This is a genomic window from Streptomyces sp. PKA51 (assembly GCF_057552455.1).
Genome location: NZ_BAAJPZ010000024.1, coordinates 42500 through 58218 on the forward strand (window position 1 = coordinate 42500; position 15719 = coordinate 58218).

A 15719-nucleotide genomic window follows, 5' to 3' on the forward strand; every position below is an offset into this window, starting at 1 on the left:
ATCGCCCGTGACGAGTAAGAATGTCGCGTGCTCACCGATCTGTTCACCCCCTCCGTCCAGCACTCGCTGGACCTTGCCGGGATCTTCGTCTTCGCGATCTCCGGTGCCCTCCTCGCCGTCCGCAAGAACTTCGACGTCTTCGGCATGGCGGTGCTGGCGGAGGCCACGGCCCTGGGCGGCGGGCTCATCAGGGATCTGATCATCGGTGCCGTGCCGCCCGCCGCCTTCACCGACCTCGGGTACTTCATCACCCCGCTGGTCGCCACGGTGATCGTCTTCTTCCTCCATCCCGAGGTGGAGCGGATCACCAAGGCCGTGAACGCCTTCGACGCGGCCGGGCTCGGCCTCTTCTGCGTCGCCGGCACCGTCAAGGCCCACTCCCACGGCCTCGGCCTGACCTTCGCCGCCACGCTCGGCCTCACCACCGCCGTCGGCGGCGGCGTGCTGCGCGACGTCCTCGCCCACGAGGTGCCCAATCTCCTGCGCTGGGACCGCGACCTGTACGCCGTGCCGGCCATGGTCGGCTCGACCATGGCGGCCCTGCTCATCCACTACGACGCGCTCAACGTCACCACCAGCATGATCTCCGCCGCCACCGCCTTCGTCCTGCGCCTGCTGGCCATGCACTACAACTGGCGCGCCCCCCGCGCCTGGCACCGGCGCAGCGCGGCCGCCGAGGACCCGGCCACCGGCAGCGGCGCGGTGTGACGCCCCACCGCCCCGGACCCGCGCGGCGTCAGACCGTGCGGCCCAGCCACGCCGCCAGCCGCCCGTAGGCGTCCGCACCCTCCGGAGCCGGGCGCACCGGCTCGAACGGAACGCCCTCGCCCCGCCGCTCGGCCGGCAGGAACCGGTGCGCCCACTCCAGGGCCCGCTCCGCGAGCTCCTCGTCCAGCGCGAGGGGAGCGCCGAGGGCTATGGACAGGTCCCAGGCGTGCGTCGCCGACTCCAGCACGCACCCCGAGAACAGATACGCCCGGCCCGGCATCTCGCCCCACGGCACGCTGATGGGCGCCTCCAGCTTGGCGTCGTCGGCCCAGGCCGCGAGCAGACGCTCGCGCCCCTCCTCGTAGACCTTCAACCAGCCGTCGTCCGGCACGTCCGCCGGCGGCACCAGGCCCGTGCGCTCGCCGGTCTCGCCCAGCGCGGCCGCGGCCCACACCCCCGCGACCAGGTGTCCCAGCAGGGCGCGGACGTCGAACTCCGTACACGGCGTGGGATCCGCCATCCGCTCGGCGGGCACCCGCGCGATCAGCTCGGCCACCTGGGCAGTGGCGCGGTCGAGCAGGGGGCGGGGGTCGGTGGTGCGGGGGTCGGTGGTGCGCATGGCAGGCTCCTTCGTCTCCGTCTTCGCCGTCGCCGTTTCCGTCGGCCGAGAACGAGCATGCCCGCATAAGCTGACACCTGCCGTCAGGTTTTCCACAGGACCCCGGATAGGTGCGACAAGCGTGAAATCATCCCGGCTGCTGTCGATCCTGCTGCTCCTGCAGAACCGCGACCGCATGCCCGCCGCCGAGCTCGCGGAGCGCCTGGAGGTCTCCGTCCGCACCGTCTACCGCGACGTCGAATCCCTCTCGGCCGCCGGCGTCCCCGTCTACGCCGAGCGCGGCCGGCACGGCGGGATATCCCTCCTGCCCGGCTACCGCACCGACGTCACCGGGCTCACTGCCGACGAGGCCCGCGCCCTGTTCGTCCTCGCCGCCGGGGACACCCACAGCGCCCTCGGCCTCGACGCCGCCCTCGGCTCCGCCCTGCGCAAGGTCATGGCCGCGCTCCCCGCCCCGCACCGCCCCGCCGCCGAGGCCACCGGGCGGCGCATCCTCGTCGACCCCGTCCGCTGGATGCTCGGCCCCGGCCCCGCCGGCGAGCCGGGAGAGCTGCAGGACGCCGTCTTCACCGACCGCCGGCTGCGCCTGCGCTACCGCCACAGCGGCACCAAACGCCCCAAGGTGTACACCGTCGACCCCTACGGCCTCGTCGCCAAGGCCGGCGTGTGGTACCTCGTCGCCGACCACCGCGGCCGCCCCCGCCTGTACCGCGCCGACCGCACCGAGGCCGTGACCGTGCTCGACGAGCCCGTACGCCGCCGGCCCGGCGTGGAACTGGCCGACGCCTGGGACGTCCTGCGCCGCGAGGTCGAACAGCGCCCCGCCGGCCTGCACGTCACCGCCCTCGTGCGCCGCACCCGCCTGGAGATGCTGCTGCGGATCCTCGGCCGGTTCGTCACCGGGCCGCCCGGCGACGGCGACCCCGCGACCGTGGAGTTCGCCTTCCCGGACCCGCGCGGCGCGCGCTCCCTGCTGGCCTACGGCCCGGACGTGGAGGTCGTCGCCCCGCAGGAGGTCCGCGACGACCTCGCCCGGATCGCGGCGGCCGTCGTGCGGCAGTACGAGCGGGACGGGGAGGAGGCGCCGTCGCCGGGCGGGGCGGGGCGGCCGGGAACGCCCCGCACGGGCGCGCACCCCGCCTCGTAGAATCGGTGCCACCATGGCCTACCTCGACCACGCCGCCACCACCCCCATGCTTCCGGAGGCGGTGCAGGCGATGACCGCCCAGCTCCCGCTCGCCGGCAACGCCTCGTCGCTGCACGCCGCCGGACGGCGGGCCCGCCGCACCGTGGAGGAGGCGCGCGAGTCCCTCGCCGCGGCCCTCGGCGCCCGCCCCAGCGAAGTGGTCTTCACCGCAGGCGGCACCGAGGCCGACAACCTCGCCGTCAAGGGTCTGTTCTGGGCACGGCGCGCCGCCGACCCCGCCCGCACGCGCGTGCTGTCCAGCCCCGTCGAGCACCACGCCGTGCTCGACGCCGTCGACTGGCTCGCCACGCACGAGGGCGCCACCGTCGAGTACCTCCCGGTCGACGCCCACGGCCGCGTGCACGCCGACGCCCTGCGCGAGGCGATCGCCCGCAACCCCGCCGACGTCGCCCTCGCCACCGTCATGTGGGCCAACAACGAGATCGGCACCGTCATGCCGGTGCGCGAACTGGCCGAGGTCGCTGCGGAGTTCGACGTTCCGCTGCACGCCGACGCGGTCCAGGCCGTCGGCCAGCTGGAGGTGGACTTCGCCGCCTCCGGGCTCGCCGCGATGACCGTCAGCGGCCACAAGATCGGCGGCCCGTACGGCATCGGCGCCCTCCTCCTGGGACGGCAGTACGCGCCCGTACCGCTGCTGCACGGCGGCGGCCATGAACGCCACGTGCGCTCCGGCACCCTCGACGTCCCCGCCGTCGCCGCCTTCGCCGTCGCCGGCACCCTCGCCGCCGAACGCCGCGCCGGCTTCGCCCGCGACATCGGCGCCCTGCGCGACGAACTGATCAGCGGCGTGCGCGCGGCGGTGCCGGACGCCGTCCTCGGCGGCGACCCCGACCCGGCCGGGCGGCTGCCCGGCAATGCGCACTTCTCCTTCCCCGGCTGCGAGGGCGACTCCCTGCTGCTGCTCCTGGACGCGCAGGGGATCGCCTGCTCCACGGGCTCGGCCTGCACGGCGGGCGTCGCCCAGCCCAGCCACGTCGTGCTCGCCACCGGGACGGACCCGGACCTGGCGCGCGGCACGCTGCGCTTCTCCCTGGGGCACACGTCGACGCGCGACGACGTGACGGCGGTCGTCGAGGCGATCGGCCCGGTGGTGCAGCGCGCCCGCAGCGCGGGCCTGAGCTAGGACGTCATCACGGCGCCCCGTAGGGGCGCGAGGAACTGCGCGACAAGCCACCACGCGCCCGCAGGCAGGGTGCCGTGCTTCGCCCGGGCCTCGGGGTGGCGCGTCGGCTGCGGGCCGTCGGTGGCCGATCGCGCAGTTCCCCGCGCCCCTATGGGGCGCCGTGGGCTGGTGCAGTGCCCCGTCAGGGGCGCGGGGAACTGCGCGACAAGCCGCCATGCGCCCGCAGACGGGCACTCGCCTAGCCCGCCGTGCGCGCCCGCCGCACCAGCCCCACGTACCGGTCCCAGGCCCAGTGGGGGCCGGGGTCCGTGTGGTCGGTGCCCGGCACCTCGGAGTGGGCCACGATGTGCTCCCGGTCCACCGGGATCCCGTAGCGGGCGCAGATGCCCGCCGCGAGCCGGGCGGACGCGGCGTACATCGCGTCCGTGAAGTCGCCCGGCCGGTCCACGTACCCCTCGTGCTCGATGCCGACGCTGCGCTCGTTGAAGGCGCGGTTCCCGGAGTGGAACGCCACGTCCAGTTCGCGGACGGTCTGCGCCACGTGCCCGTCCCGGCGCACGACGTAGTGGGCGGCGGCCTGGTGCAGGGGGTCGCGGAAGACGTGCAGGGCGTCCCCGTAGTCGCCCTCCACGACGTGGACGACGATCCGGTCGATCGCGTAGTCGTCGGGGCGGGAGGCCCGCCGCCAGTTCGCCGACGAGGCGGCCACCCACTCGGCGCCCGGGTGGTCGACGGCCCCGTCGGTCCGGGGCCTCTCCCGTCCCGTGAACCGCCACCACCACCGCGCCAGCTCGTCCCGCTCCAGGTAGCCCGCCGTGGCCGCCACGGCGCCCGCGGTCCCGATCAGCAGCCCGCGCCGGTCGATGCCGGGCCGTCCCGGCCGTTCCGTCCCTCCCACGACGCACCCCCTCCGCACCGGACACGCGTGCGACAGTCGTCCGGTTCCGGGCACCCCGTACCCTGGGAGGGCTATGAGTGACTTCCCCGGTGCACCTTCAGCCCCCCGCGACGGACGTCGCCTCCGTGTGCTCGCCGCCATGTCCGGCGGCGTGGACTCCGCCGTCGCCGCCGCGCGTGCCGTCGAGGCCGGACACGACGTGACCGGCGTGCACCTCGCGCTGTCCGCGAACCCGCAGTCCTTCCGCACCGGTGCCCGCGGATGCTGCACCATCGAGGACTCCCGCGACGCCCGCCGTGCCGCCGACGTCATCGGCATCCCCTTCTACTGCTGGGACCTCGCCGAGCGCTTCCGCGAGGACGTCGTCGAGGACTTCATCGCCGAGTACGAGGCCGGCCGCACCCCGAACCCGTGCCTGCGCTGCAACGAGAAGATCAAGTTCGCGGCGCTGCTGGACAAGGCGCTCGCCCTCGGCTTCGACGCGGTGTGCACCGGCCACTACGCCACGATCGTCGTCAACGAGGACGGCACGCGCGAGCTGCACCGGGCTTCCGACATGGCCAAGGACCAGTCGTACGTCCTCGGTGTCCTCGACGAGCGCCAGCTGGCGCACGCGCTCTTCCCGCTGGGTGACACGATCACCACGAAGGAAGAGATCCGCGCCGAGGCGGAGGCCCGGGGCCTGGCCGTGGCGAAGAAGCCCGACAGCCACGACATCTGCTTCATCGCCGACGGCGACACCCAGGGCTTCCTGGCCAAGCGCCTGGGCAGGGCGGAGGGCGACATCGTCGACGAGTCCGGCGCCAAGCTGGGCACCCACGAGGGTGCGTACGGCTTCACCATCGGCCAGCGCAAGGGCCTGCGCATCGGTCACCCGGCCCCGGACGGCAAGCCGCGCTACGTCCTCGACATCTCGCCGGTGAACAACACGGTGACGGTCGGCCCGGTCGAGGCGCTGGACGTCTCGGCCCTCACCGCGATCAAGCCCCGCTGGTGCGGCGTCGCCCCCGAGGGCCCCGGCACGTACACCGCGCAGCTGCGTGCGCACGGCGGCGAGACCGAGGTGACGGCGGAGCTGGTGGACGGCGAGCTGCGCGTCCGCTTCGCCGAGCCGGTGCGCGGCGTGGCCCCCGGCCAGGCGATCGTGCTGTACGACGGCACGCGCGTCGTCGGCTCGGCGACGATCGCCTCGACGGAGCGGGCGACCACCTCGTCGGCGGCCGCCCGCTAGGGGTTCCTCCGGGATCAGCGCTCGATCGTCCGCGTCACGTTGGTGACCTCGCACTTGCCGCCGGTGCTCGGCGAGCCCGCCTTGGGCACGTACGGGGTCGAGACGTCGAGGTTCTCGGTCTTGCCGGGGGCGACGTAGGGGATCGACGGGTTGCGGACGGTGACCTTGCCCGTGGGGTCGGTGAACTGCACCGTCAGGCGGTAGGTGTACTTCAGCGTCGCGCTGCTGTTGGTGGCGCTGAGCTTCGCCGTGATGCCGAGGCGGTCGCTGTAGGCGCAGTCGTTGATCTTGATGTCGCGCATGGCGTCGTTGCGGCTGCCGCCGATGCCGCCTCCGGTGGTGGAACCGGAGGTCGTGCTGCCGCTGCTGCCCGTGCCGCTGGTGGTGCCGCTGCCCGTGCCGCCCGAGGTGAAGCCGCCCGACGAGGAGTCGCTGCCCGTGGAGCCCCCGGTGGTGCCGCCGCTCGTCGAGGTGCTGCCGCTGTCGGAGGACGAGTGGTGGCTGCTGCCGTGGCTGGACCCGCCGCAGCTGCCGCCGTGGTGGCCGCGCGCACCGGTCAGGGCCACGACGCAGACGCCGAAGACCGCGGCCGCGCGGACGTGACGAAGCTTCACGCTGGAACTCCCCCGTTGGAGTGACTGGATCGATGACTGGATTTTGCCGTCTCTTGACGAGCGCACGTCACGCTAACAACGTCCTTACACCCCGCCAAATCCAGGGGCGTTCTGTGACACCACCGCGACGGAACGGGTTCCGAACCGCTACCTGGGGCGGCTGAAAACGGGTCATATACGCAAGGGCGCGCGGGTGGTGCGCCCCGGCGTACCGTGATGCCATGCACATCACCGTCTTCTGCTCCGCCGCCGATCTCGACGAGCGCTACACCGCTCCCGCCCGCGAGTTCGCCGAACTCATCGGCAAGGGAGGACACACCCTCGTGTGGGGCGGTTCGGAGTCGGGGCTGATGAAGGTGATGGCCGACGGCGTGCAGGAGCACGGCGGCCGGCTGGTGGGCGTCTCGGTGGAATTCCTCGCGGCGAAGGCCCGCAAGAACGCCGACGAGATGGTCATCGCCAAGGACCTCGGCGAGCGCAAGGCCCAACTGCTCGCCAGGGGCGATGCGATCGTGGTCATGGTCGGCGGGACGGGCACGCTGGACGAGGCGACCGAGATCCTGGAACTGAAGAAGCACGGGCTGCACGACAAGCCGGTCGTGCTGCTGAACGCGGCGGGCTTCTACGACGGCCTGCTGCAGCAGTTCCGCCGGATGGAGGCCGAGGGCTTCCTGCCACGCCCGCTGGCCGAGCTGGTCTTCTTCGCCGAGGACGGCGCCGCGGCCATGGCGTACCTGGAGGAGGCGCACGGCGTCCTGTAAGGGGCACCGCATGTCCGCCGGGCGCGGCCTAGGGCAAGCTGGGGGCATGGCAACACATCTGATCACCGGTTCCGGGTCGGGCATCGGCGAGGCCGTCGCCCGGCGGCTGCACGAGCGCGGGGACGAGCTGTGGCTCGTGGCCCGGGACGCCGGGCGGGCCAAGGAGCTGGCCGGGCGCTTCCCCGGTGCGCGCACGCTCGTGGCCGACCTCGAGAACCCCGACCGGCTGTCGTGGGCCCTGGGCCACCAGGAACTGCCCGACCGGCTGGACTCCCTGCTGCACGTCGCCGGCGTCGCCGACCTGGGCGCGGTGGGGGAGCTGACCACCAGGACCTGGAACCGCACCCTTGCGGTCAACCTCGTCGCCCCGGCCGAGCTGACGCGGCTGCTGCTGCCGCAGCTGCGCGTCTCCAAGGGACACGTGGTCTTCGTCAACTCCGGTGCCGGCCTGCGCGCCAACCCCCAGTGGGGCGCGTACGCGGCCAGCAAGCACGGCCTGAAGGCGCTCGCCGACTCGCTGCGCGCCGAGGAGCACACCAACGGCGTGCGGGTCACCAGCGTCTACCCGGGCCGCGTGGCCACGCCCATGCAGGTGCGCGTGCGCCAGCAGGAGGGCGCCGCGTACGACGGCGAGAAGTGGATCGACCCGCAGTCGGTGGCCGCCACCATGCTGCTCGCCCTGGACCTGCCGCGCGACGCGGAGGTCCACGACCTGTCGGTGCGCCCGGGCTACTCCGGCGGCTAGTCGGCGCCCCGTACGGTCCCGCGCCCCTGACGGGCCACTGCGCGATCCGCCGGACAGGCGCCGGCGCCGGGTCTCGTAGGCTCCTTCCGTGAGCCACAACAGCGAGAACAGTAAGTCGAAGGTGTGGGGCGCCGGAGCCGCCACCGGCGTCGGTTCGATGCCCGGGGAGGACGCCCGCGAGGCCGCGAAGACCGTCACCGGGTCGCTGGAGGCGCTGCCCCATCTGCCGGAGCTGCCCGCGCGCGGTCCGGGCGCCGACATGATCGGGCGGACGGCCGGGCTCCTGGTCGACGTGTACGCGCACGTCGAGCCCAGCGGCTGGCGGATCAGTGACCGGCCCGGGCGCGACACCCGGCGGGCCCGCGCCTGGCTCGGCGAGGACCTCGACGCGCTGGAGGAGTTCACCCAGGGCCACGAGGGCGCGCTGAAGGTCTCCGCCGTCGGCCCGTGGACGCTCGCCGCCTCCCTGGAGCTGCGCGGCGGCGAGGCCGCCCTGAGCGACGCCGGCGCCTGCCGGGACCTTACGGCCTCGCTCGCCGAGGGCCTGCGCACCCACCTGGCGGACCTGCGCCGCCGGGTGCCGGGCGCGCGGCCGGTGCTGCAGCTGGACGAGCCGTCGCTGCCGGCCGTGCTGGCCGGACGGGTGCGCACGGCCAGCGGCTACCGCACCCACCGGGCGGTGGACCGGGCCGTCGTCGAGGGCGCGCTGCGGGAGCTCGCGGCGGTCGCGAAGGAGGCCGGGGCCCCGCTCGTCGTGCACTCGTGCGCCCCCGGCGTGCCCTTCGAGCTGCTGCGCAGGGCGGGCGCCGACGCCGTGTCGTTCGATTTCTCGCTGCTCACCGAGCGTGAGGACGACGCGCTGGGCGAGGCGGTGGAGGCCGGCACCACGCTGTTCGCGGGCGTCGTGCCCGGCGTGGACGGCCGATTGTCGGACCCTGCCGGTAGCGTCATGGGTGTCAGGACGCTGTGGCGCAGGCTGGGGCTGCCCCCGGGGACTTTGAGCGAGTCCGTGGTGGTCACTCCCGCGTGCGGGCTCGCGGGCGCTTCACCCGCCTATGCCCGCGCGGTGCTCGCCCATTGCGTCCGGGCGGCGAAATCACTCGCAGACAACCCTGAGTGACGGTGCTCGGGGGCGCAACGGGAGGAACGAGACGGTGGCGGTCGAACGGGACGGCAAAGAGCTCGCGGGCAGTACGAGCACGAGCACCACGCCCGCGGAGGCGCGGGAGAAGCACGCCCTGCTCGCCGAGCAGATCGAGGAGCACCGCTTCCGTTATTACGTGAAGGACGCTCCCGTCATCAGCGACGCCGAGTTCGACAAGCTGATGCGCTCCCTGGAGCAGCTGGAGGAGCAGTACCCGGAGCTGCGCAGCCCCGACTCGCCGACCCAGAAGGTGGCCGGGCAGTACGAGACGGAGTTCGCCGAGGTCGCGCACCGCGAGCGGATGCTCTCCCTCGACAACGCCTTCGACGACGAGGAGCTCACCGTCTGGGCCGAGCGCATCGCCAAGGACATCGGCGAGGGCACGCCGTACCACTTCCTGTGCGAGCTCAAGGTCGACGGCCTCGCGGTCAACCTCACCTACGAGCACGGCCGTCTCACCCGCGCCGCCACCCGCGGGGACGGCCGTACCGGCGAGGACATCACGCCCAACATCCGCACCATCACCGACGTCCCCGAGCAGCTCGAGGGCGAGCGGATCCCCGCCCTGGTCGAGGTGCGCGGCGAGGTCTACTTCCCGGTGGAGAAGTTCGAGGAGCTCAACGCGCGCCTGGTGGAGGCCGGCAAGCCGCCCTTCGCCAACCCGCGCAACGCCGCCGCGGGCTCCCTGCGGCAGAAGGACCCCAAGGTCACCGCTTCCCGCCCGCTGCACATGGTCGTGCACGGCGTCGGCGCCCGCGAGGGCTTCGCCATCGAGCGCCAGTCGCAGGCGTACGAGCTGCTGCGCGAGTGGGGCCTGCCCACCGCCGCGCATGCCAAGGTCGTGGGCTCGCTGGCGGAGGTGCGCACGTTCATCGCGCACTACGGCGACCCCGAGGTGCGGCACTCGATGGAGCACGAGATCGACGGCGTGGTCGTCAAGCTCGACGAGATCCCGCTGCAGGGCCGCCTCGGCTCCACCTCCCGCGCGCCCCGCTGGGCGATCGCCTGGAAGTACCCGCCGGAGGAGGTCAACACCAAGCTGCTCGACATCCGCGTCGGCGTCGGCCGCACCGGCCGGGTCACCCCGTACGCGGTCGTGGAGCCGGTCACGGTCGCCGGCTCCGAGGTGGAGTTCGCCACCCTGCACAACCAGGAGGTCGTCAAGGCCAAGGGGGTGCTCATCGGCGACACCGTCGTGCTGCGCAAGGCGGGCGACGTCATCCCCGAGATCCTCGGCCCGGTGTCCGACCTGCGCGACGGCACCGAACGGGAGTTCATGATGCCGGCGCAGTGCCCCGAGTGCGGGACGGAGCTGCGCCCGATGAAGGAGGGCGACATCGACCTCCGCTGCCCCAACGCCCGCTCCTGCCCCGCCCAGATCCGCGAACGGCTGTTCTATCTCGCCGGCCGCAAGTGCCTGGACATCGAGAACCTCGGATACGTGGCCGCCACCGCCCTCACCCAGCCGCTGGAGCCCTCCGAGCCGCCGCTGCGCAACGAGGGCGACCTGTTCGACCTGACCATCGACGAACTGCTGCCCGTCAAGTCCTACGTGGTCGACCCGGACTCCGGCCTGCCCAAGCGCGACCCGGAGACGGGCGAGCCGAAGGTCGTCACCTTCTTCGCCAACCAGAAGGGCGAGCCGAAGAAGAACACCGAGGCGATGCTCGCCAACATCGAGGCCGCCAAGCAGCGCCCGCTGGCCCGCATCCTGACCGGCCTGTCCATCCGGCACGTGGGCCCGGTCGCGGCCGTCGCGCTGGCCCGCGAGTTCCGCTCGATCGACCGGATCGCCGAGGCGAGCGAGGAGGAGCTGGCCGCCGTCGAGGGAGTGAGCGGCGTCATCGCCGCCTCGGTCAAGGAGTGGTTCGCCGAGGACTGGCACCGCGAGATCGTGGCCAAGTGGAAGGCCGCGGGCGTGCGGATGGAGGAGGAGGTCGCCGAGGACGAGGGGCCGCGTCCGCTGGCCGGACTGACCGTCGTCGTCACCGGCACCCTCGCCGGCTACACGCGCGACGCCGCCAAGGAGGCCCTGCAGCAGCGCGGAGCGAAGGTGACCGGGTCGGTGTCGAAGAAGACCGACTTCGTGGTCGTCGGCGACAACCCCGGCTCCAAGTTCGACAAGGCGATGCAGCTGAAGGTTCCCGTGCTCGAAGAGGACGCCTTCGTCGTACTCCTGAACGAAGGGCCGGAGGCGGCGCGCGCGGCGGCCGTGCCCCAGGAGGCCACCCCCGCGGAGTAATGCCCGCATAGTCAGTGGGCATTACCCCTACAGCGCGTACCAGATGGCTACAGAACGCCGGATCGCATTCGGGCAACCGCTGCCGATCGCTGCCCGCCGTAGCCTTCTGCGGCCTACTGTTGAGATGTGCGCCTGCCGTGACGCGGGCACCGCCGGCTGTGAGAGGGACGGGCATGAAACCCACCGACAGCGCCGAACCGGCATCACGGTTGCGCCGGCTCTCCCCACCCACGCTGCCCACGGTCTGCGTGACCCTGGCCGCGCTCACCCTCGCCGGCGGCGTCCTCGGCGAGCTCGCCGGCGGGCACCCCCTCTTCCCCGGCGGCACCGCCGGCGGGGCGCTGGCCGCGCTGACCGCGCTCATCGTCGTCCATCTGGTGGCCCTCGGCAGGGACCGCTGGTGGGGCGGCACCGGATCCGGTGCCGCCCTCACCCTCGCGGTGCTCCTGCTGTACGGCTGGGTGCCCGCCGCCCTCGCCGGCGTCGCCGTCGTCACCCTCGTCACCGCCGCCCGCCGGCACCGATGGCGCCAGGCATTACTCCACGGCGCGGTCGACGTCCTCGGCATCGCCGCCGCCGGTCTCGGCCTCGCCGCCCTGGGAGCCGGCCCCGGCGTCGACGCCCCCTGGCTGCCCGACACCTGGACGCCCGCGGCCGCCCCCAAGATCGCCGCCGCCGCGTTCTGCTACCTCGCCGTCACCCGCGCCCTGCTGTGGCGCTCCATGGCCCCGCGCGCCGCGCTCACCTCCATCGCGCGCACCGCACTGCTGCGCCAGGCCCTCGTCGGCGGCGCCCTGCTCGGCATCGCCCCGCTCATCGCCGTCGTCGCCGACCACTCGCCGGTCCTGCTGCCCCTGTTCGCCGTCCCCCTCGTCGCCCTGGACTCCACCCTGTGGATCGCCCGGGCCCGCGCCGAGGAACAACTGCGCGACCCCCTCACCGGCCTGCCCAACCGCCAGTGGCTGCTGGAGCGCACCTGGACCGCCCTCGACGAGGCCGAACAGGCCGGCGCCCGCACCGCCCTCGTCCTGATCGACCTCGACCGCTTCCGGTCGGTCAACGACACCCTCGGCCACCTCGCCGGCGACCGGCTGCTGCTGCAAATAGCGGAACGGCTGCGCCTGGCCCTGCCGCGCGACGCGGAGGCCGCCCGGCTCGGCGGCGACGAGTTCGCCGTCCTGCTGCCCGTCACCGACTCCCTCACCAGCGCCCAGCGCGTGGCCCGCTCCCTCGTCGCCGACCTCGGCTCCCCGCTCGACCTCGACGGGCTCACCCTCGTCCTCGAAGCCAGCGCCGGCGTCGCCGTCTACCCCGACCACGCCCTCGACGCCGAGGGGCTGCTGCGCCGCGCCGACGTCGCGATGTACCAGGCCAAGCGCGACCGCAGCGGCGTGGAGGTCTACGAGGCCCGCCGCGACGGCAACACGCCCGACCGGCTCGGCCTGCTCGGCGACCTGCGCCGCGCCCTCGACGCCGGCGACGTCGAACTGCACTACCAGCCCAAGGTCGGCTTCGACGGCCACGTCGAGGGCCTGGAGGCGCTGGTGCGCTGGGTCCACCCCGAGCGCGGCCGGGTCTCGCCGGACGAGTTCATCGCCATCGCCGAGTCCTCCGGGCTGATGCCCCGCCTGACCGAGTACGTCCTGGAGACCGCCCTCGGGCAGGTCGCCAAGTGGCGGGCGATGGGCCTGGAGGTGCCCGTCGCCGTCAACGTCTCGCCCCGCGACGTGCACACCCCCGGCTTCGCCGGCTCCGTCGCCGCCCGCCTCGCCCGGCACGGCGTCCCGCCGGGCGCCCTGCAACTGGAGATAACCGAGCACGTGCTGCTGGAGGACCCCCAGCGGGCGGCCGACACGCTCGCCGGACTGACCGGGCACGGGGTGAAGATGTCCCTCGACGACTTCGGCACCGGCTACTCCTCCCTGGTCCACCTGCGCCGGCTGCCGGTCAGCGAGCTGAAGATCGACCGCTCCTTCGTGGCCCGGCTCGCCATCGACAACGAGGACGCCGAGATCGTCCGCTGCACACTGGACCTCGCGCATTCCCTGGGCCTGCTCGTCGTCGCCGAGGGCGTCGAGGACGACGAGACCTGGGAGCGGCTGCGCGACCTGGGGTGCGACGCAGTGCAGGGGTGGCTGGTGGCGGCCGCGATGCCGCCGGACGAGACGACGGCGTGGCTGCGGCTGCGCCACGAGTCCGGCTGGCGCCGGGCCCCCCTCACGACGGAGGCCGTTGCGGCCCCGGACCCCGACGCGGCCGATCAGCCGGTCACGTAGCCATGCCCCGGCCCGCCACGGAAACGCATTTCGCGGGCAGGGGTGGGTGAGCCATAGGATTGGGCCGAAACCCTATACATCCCACCCTTGAGGATCGCTGCATGCCTGGCATCACGCGCGAGGAGGTCGCCCACCTCGCCCGGCTGTCGCGTCTGGAGCTGAAGGACGAAGAGCTCGACCACTTCGCCGGACAGCTCGACGTGATCATCGGCGCGGTCGCCCGCGTTTCCGATGTGGCCGACGAGGACGTACCCCCGACCTCCCACCCGCTGCCCCTGACGAACGTCATGCGGGCGGACGAGGTCCGCCCGTCGCTGACCCCCCAGGAGGCGCTCTCCGGCGCCCCCGCCCAGGAGCAGCAGCGTTTCAAGGTGCCGCAGATCCTGGGGGAGGACTGAACCGCGATGACTGACATCATCAAGCTCACCGCGGCCGAGATCGCCGAGAAGATCGCCTCCGGCGAGCTCACGGCCGTCGAGGTCACCGAGGCCCACCTGGCCCGCATCGACGCCGTCGACGAGAAGGTGCACGCCTTCCTGTACGTCGACCGGGAGGGCGCGCTCGCCCAGGCCCGCGAGGTCGACGCCAAGCGCGAGCGCGGCGAGAAGCTCGGCCCGCTGGCCGGCGTCCCGCTGGCGCTGAAGGACATCTTCACCACGAAGGGCGTCCCGACCACCGTCGGCTCGAAGATCCTCGAAGGCTGGATCCCGCCGTACGACGCGACGCTCACCAAGCGTCTGAAGGACGCCGACGTCGTCATCCTCGGCAAGACCAACATGGACGAGTTCGCCATGGGGTCCTCCACCGAGAACAGCGCCTACGGACCCACCGGCAACCCCTGGGACCTCACCAAGATCCCCGGCGGTTCCGGCGGCGGTTCCTCCGCCGCTCTGGCCGCCTACCAGGCGCCCCTGGCCATCGGCACCGACACCGGTGGTTCGATCCGCCAGCCCGCGGCCGTCACCGCGACCGTCGGCGTCAAGCCCACCTACGGCGCGGTCTCCCGCTACGGCATGGTGGCGTTCTCCTCCTCCCTCGACCAGGGCGGCCCGTGCGCCCGTACGGTCCTGGACGCGGCCCTGCTGCACGAGGTGATCGCCGGCCACGACCCGCTGGACTCCACCTCCATCGACGCCCCGGTCCCGCCGGTCGTCGAGGCGGCCCGCAACGGCTCGGTCGCCGGCATGCGCGTCGGCGTCGTCAAGCAGTTCCGCGGCGAGGGCTACCAGGCCGGCGTCCTGCAGCGCTTCGACGAGTCGGTCGAGCTGCTCAAGGAGCTGGGTGCGGAGATCGTCGAGGTGGACTGCCCGTCCTTCGACCTCGCGCTCGCCGCGTACTACCTGATCGCGCCCTCGGAGTGCTCCTCCAACCTGGCCCGCTTCGACGGCCTGCGCTACGGCCTGCGCGCTGGCGACGACGGCAGCCGCTCGGCCGAGGACGTCACCGCCCTGACCCGCGAGGCCGGCTTCGGCCCCGAGGTCAAGCGGCGCATCATGCTGGGCACGTACGCCCTGAGCTCCGGCTACTACGACGCGTACTACGGCTCGGCCCAGAAGGTGCGCACGCTCATCTCGCGCGACTTCGACAAGGCGTTCGAGCAGGTCGACGTGATCGTCTCGCCGACGACGCCGACGACCGCCTTCGCGATCGGCGAGCGCGTCGACGACCCGATGGCGATGTACCTGGCCGACCTGTGCACCATCCCGACCAACCTGGCGGGCAACGCGGCCATGTCGCTGCCGTGCGGCCTCGCGCCGGAGGACGGGCTCCCGGTGGGCCTGCAGATCATCGCCCCCGCCATGAAGGACGACCGGCTCTACAAGGTCGGTGCCGCGGTCGAGGCCGCGTTCACCGAGCGCTGGGGACACCGACTGCTGGAGGAGGCACCGTCGCTGTGACCGACAAGAAGAGCGCGCTGAAGAAGGCCAAGGGCTTCAAGAAGTCCAAGGCCGGCACGTACTTGTCCATCGGCACCACGCTGTTCGGCGCGGTGAGCGTGATCAAGCAGGCGAAGTCCGCCCGCACCGAGCAGGACACGCTCCAGCTGGTCGACGCGGTCGTCTCCGCCGCCGCCATCGCCACCGGCGTCGCCCTGCTCGTCCGCGAGCTGCGCCGCATGAACAGCGACGACGTCCTCGCGGGCTAGCCGGG

The 15719-nt window shown here is 73.1% G+C and carries 15 protein-coding genes; 12 read left to right on the top strand and 3 right to left on the bottom strand.

Annotated elements, in window-relative coordinates; all coding sequences use genetic code 11:
- Positions 1-27 precede the first annotated feature (27 nt).
- A complete protein-coding gene (locus AC27L3_RS26145) occupies positions 28-708 on the top strand; it encodes a trimeric intracellular cation channel family protein (RefSeq protein WP_487236514.1) in 681 nt (226 codons plus the stop codon).
- Positions 709-736: 28 nt separating this feature from the next.
- Here AC27L3_RS26145 and AC27L3_RS26150 read toward each other — a convergent pair whose 3' ends face one another.
- Complete coding sequence (locus AC27L3_RS26150; RefSeq protein WP_487236515.1) at positions 737-1327, bottom strand: TIGR03086 family metal-binding protein; 591 nt, start codon at positions 1325-1327, stop codon at positions 737-739.
- A 121-nt stretch (positions 1328-1448) separates the two neighbouring features.
- Between AC27L3_RS26150 and AC27L3_RS26155 the strand changes: the two genes are divergently transcribed.
- Both AC27L3_RS26155 and AC27L3_RS26160 read left to right on the top strand, forming a co-directional pair.
- Entirely contained in the window at positions 1449-2474 is a 1026-nt protein-coding gene (locus tag AC27L3_RS26155; RefSeq protein WP_487236516.1) for a helix-turn-helix transcriptional regulator, read from the top strand.
- Positions 2475-2487: 13 nt separating this feature from the next.
- The gene (locus AC27L3_RS26160) at positions 2488-3657 is read left to right on the top strand and encodes a cysteine desulfurase family protein (RefSeq protein ID WP_487236517.1); all 1170 of its coding nucleotides are present in this window, start codon (positions 2488-2490) and stop codon (positions 3655-3657) included.
- Between the two features lie 238 nt (positions 3658-3895).
- Here the strand turns inward: AC27L3_RS26160 and AC27L3_RS26165 are convergent, their stop codons facing one another.
- Positions 3896-4555: an N-acetylmuramoyl-L-alanine amidase gene (locus AC27L3_RS26165; protein ID WP_487236518.1), complete on the bottom strand. Its 660-nt coding sequence runs from the start codon at positions 4553-4555 to the stop codon at positions 3896-3898.
- A gap of 73 nt (positions 4556-4628) precedes the next feature.
- Here AC27L3_RS26165 and mnmA point away from each other — a divergent pair, with 73 nt between their 5' ends.
- Positions 4629-5786: a tRNA 2-thiouridine(34) synthase MnmA gene (gene mnmA / locus AC27L3_RS26170; RefSeq protein ID WP_487236519.1), complete on the top strand. Its 1158-nt coding sequence runs from the start codon at positions 4629-4631 to the stop codon at positions 5784-5786.
- A gap of 14 nt (positions 5787-5800) precedes the next feature.
- Here the strand turns inward: mnmA and AC27L3_RS26175 are convergent, their stop codons facing one another.
- Complete coding sequence (locus AC27L3_RS26175; protein ID WP_487236520.1) at positions 5801-6400, bottom strand: hypothetical protein; 600 nt, start codon at positions 6398-6400, stop codon at positions 5801-5803.
- Positions 6401-6621: 221 nt separating this feature from the next.
- Between AC27L3_RS26175 and AC27L3_RS26180 the strand changes: the two genes are divergently transcribed.
- From AC27L3_RS26180 to AC27L3_RS26215, 8 genes are all read left to right on the top strand, one after another.
- Positions 6622-7161, top strand: a complete 540-nt coding sequence (locus AC27L3_RS26180) for an LOG family protein (protein WP_487236521.1) — start codon at positions 6622-6624, stop codon at positions 7159-7161.
- A 46-nt stretch (positions 7162-7207) separates the two neighbouring features.
- Entirely contained in the window at positions 7208-7906 is a 699-nt protein-coding gene (locus AC27L3_RS26185; protein WP_487236522.1) for an SDR family oxidoreductase, read from the top strand.
- Positions 7907-7994: 88 nt separating this feature from the next.
- Positions 7995-9026, top strand: a complete 1032-nt coding sequence (locus tag AC27L3_RS26190; RefSeq protein ID WP_487236523.1) for a methionine synthase — start codon at positions 7995-7997, stop codon at positions 9024-9026.
- 34 nt (positions 9027-9060) lie between these two features.
- Complete coding sequence (gene ligA, locus AC27L3_RS26195; protein ID WP_487236524.1) at positions 9061-11292, top strand: NAD-dependent DNA ligase LigA; 2232 nt, start codon at positions 9061-9063, stop codon at positions 11290-11292.
- 173 nt (positions 11293-11465) lie between these two features.
- Positions 11466-13568 (top strand): putative bifunctional diguanylate cyclase/phosphodiesterase, encoded by a 2103-nt coding sequence (locus AC27L3_RS26200; RefSeq protein ID WP_487236525.1) that lies wholly within the window; start codon positions 11466-11468, stop codon positions 13566-13568.
- 101 nt (positions 13569-13669) lie between these two features.
- Positions 13670-13966 (top strand): Asp-tRNA(Asn)/Glu-tRNA(Gln) amidotransferase subunit GatC, encoded by a 297-nt coding sequence (gatC, locus tag AC27L3_RS26205; protein WP_344435837.1) that lies wholly within the window; start codon positions 13670-13672, stop codon positions 13964-13966.
- 6 nt (positions 13967-13972) lie between these two features.
- Complete coding sequence (gene gatA, locus AC27L3_RS26210) at positions 13973-15466, top strand: Asp-tRNA(Asn)/Glu-tRNA(Gln) amidotransferase subunit GatA (protein WP_487236526.1); 1494 nt, start codon at positions 13973-13975, stop codon at positions 15464-15466.
- On the top strand, positions 15463-15714 hold the full coding sequence (locus AC27L3_RS26215; RefSeq protein ID WP_487236527.1) for a hypothetical protein: 252 nt from the start codon (positions 15463-15465) through the stop codon (positions 15712-15714). Before gatA ends, AC27L3_RS26215 begins: the two co-directional genes overlap by 4 nt.
- The last annotated feature ends 5 nt before the right edge of the window (positions 15715-15719 follow it).

Coding starts and splice junctions, on each gene's coding strand:
- AC27L3_RS26150 (WP_487236515.1), bottom strand. CDS start 1,327: ATGCGCACCACCGACCCCCGCACCACCGACCCCCGCCCCCTGCTCGAC.
- AC27L3_RS26160 (WP_487236517.1), top strand. CDS start 2,488: ATGGCCTACCTCGACCACGCCGCCACCACCCCCATGCTTCCGGAGGCG.
- mnmA (WP_487236519.1), top strand. CDS start 4,629: ATGAGTGACTTCCCCGGTGCACCTTCAGCCCCCCGCGACGGACGTCGC.
- AC27L3_RS26180 (WP_487236521.1), top strand. CDS start 6,622: ATGCACATCACCGTCTTCTGCTCCGCCGCCGATCTCGACGAGCGCTAC.
- AC27L3_RS26185 (WP_487236522.1), top strand. CDS start 7,208: ATGGCAACACATCTGATCACCGGTTCCGGGTCGGGCATCGGCGAGGCC.
- AC27L3_RS26200 (WP_487236525.1), top strand. CDS start 11,466: ATGAAACCCACCGACAGCGCCGAACCGGCATCACGGTTGCGCCGGCTC.
- gatC (WP_344435837.1), top strand. CDS start 13,670: ATGCCTGGCATCACGCGCGAGGAGGTCGCCCACCTCGCCCGGCTGTCG.
- gatA (WP_487236526.1), top strand. CDS start 13,973: ATGACTGACATCATCAAGCTCACCGCGGCCGAGATCGCCGAGAAGATC.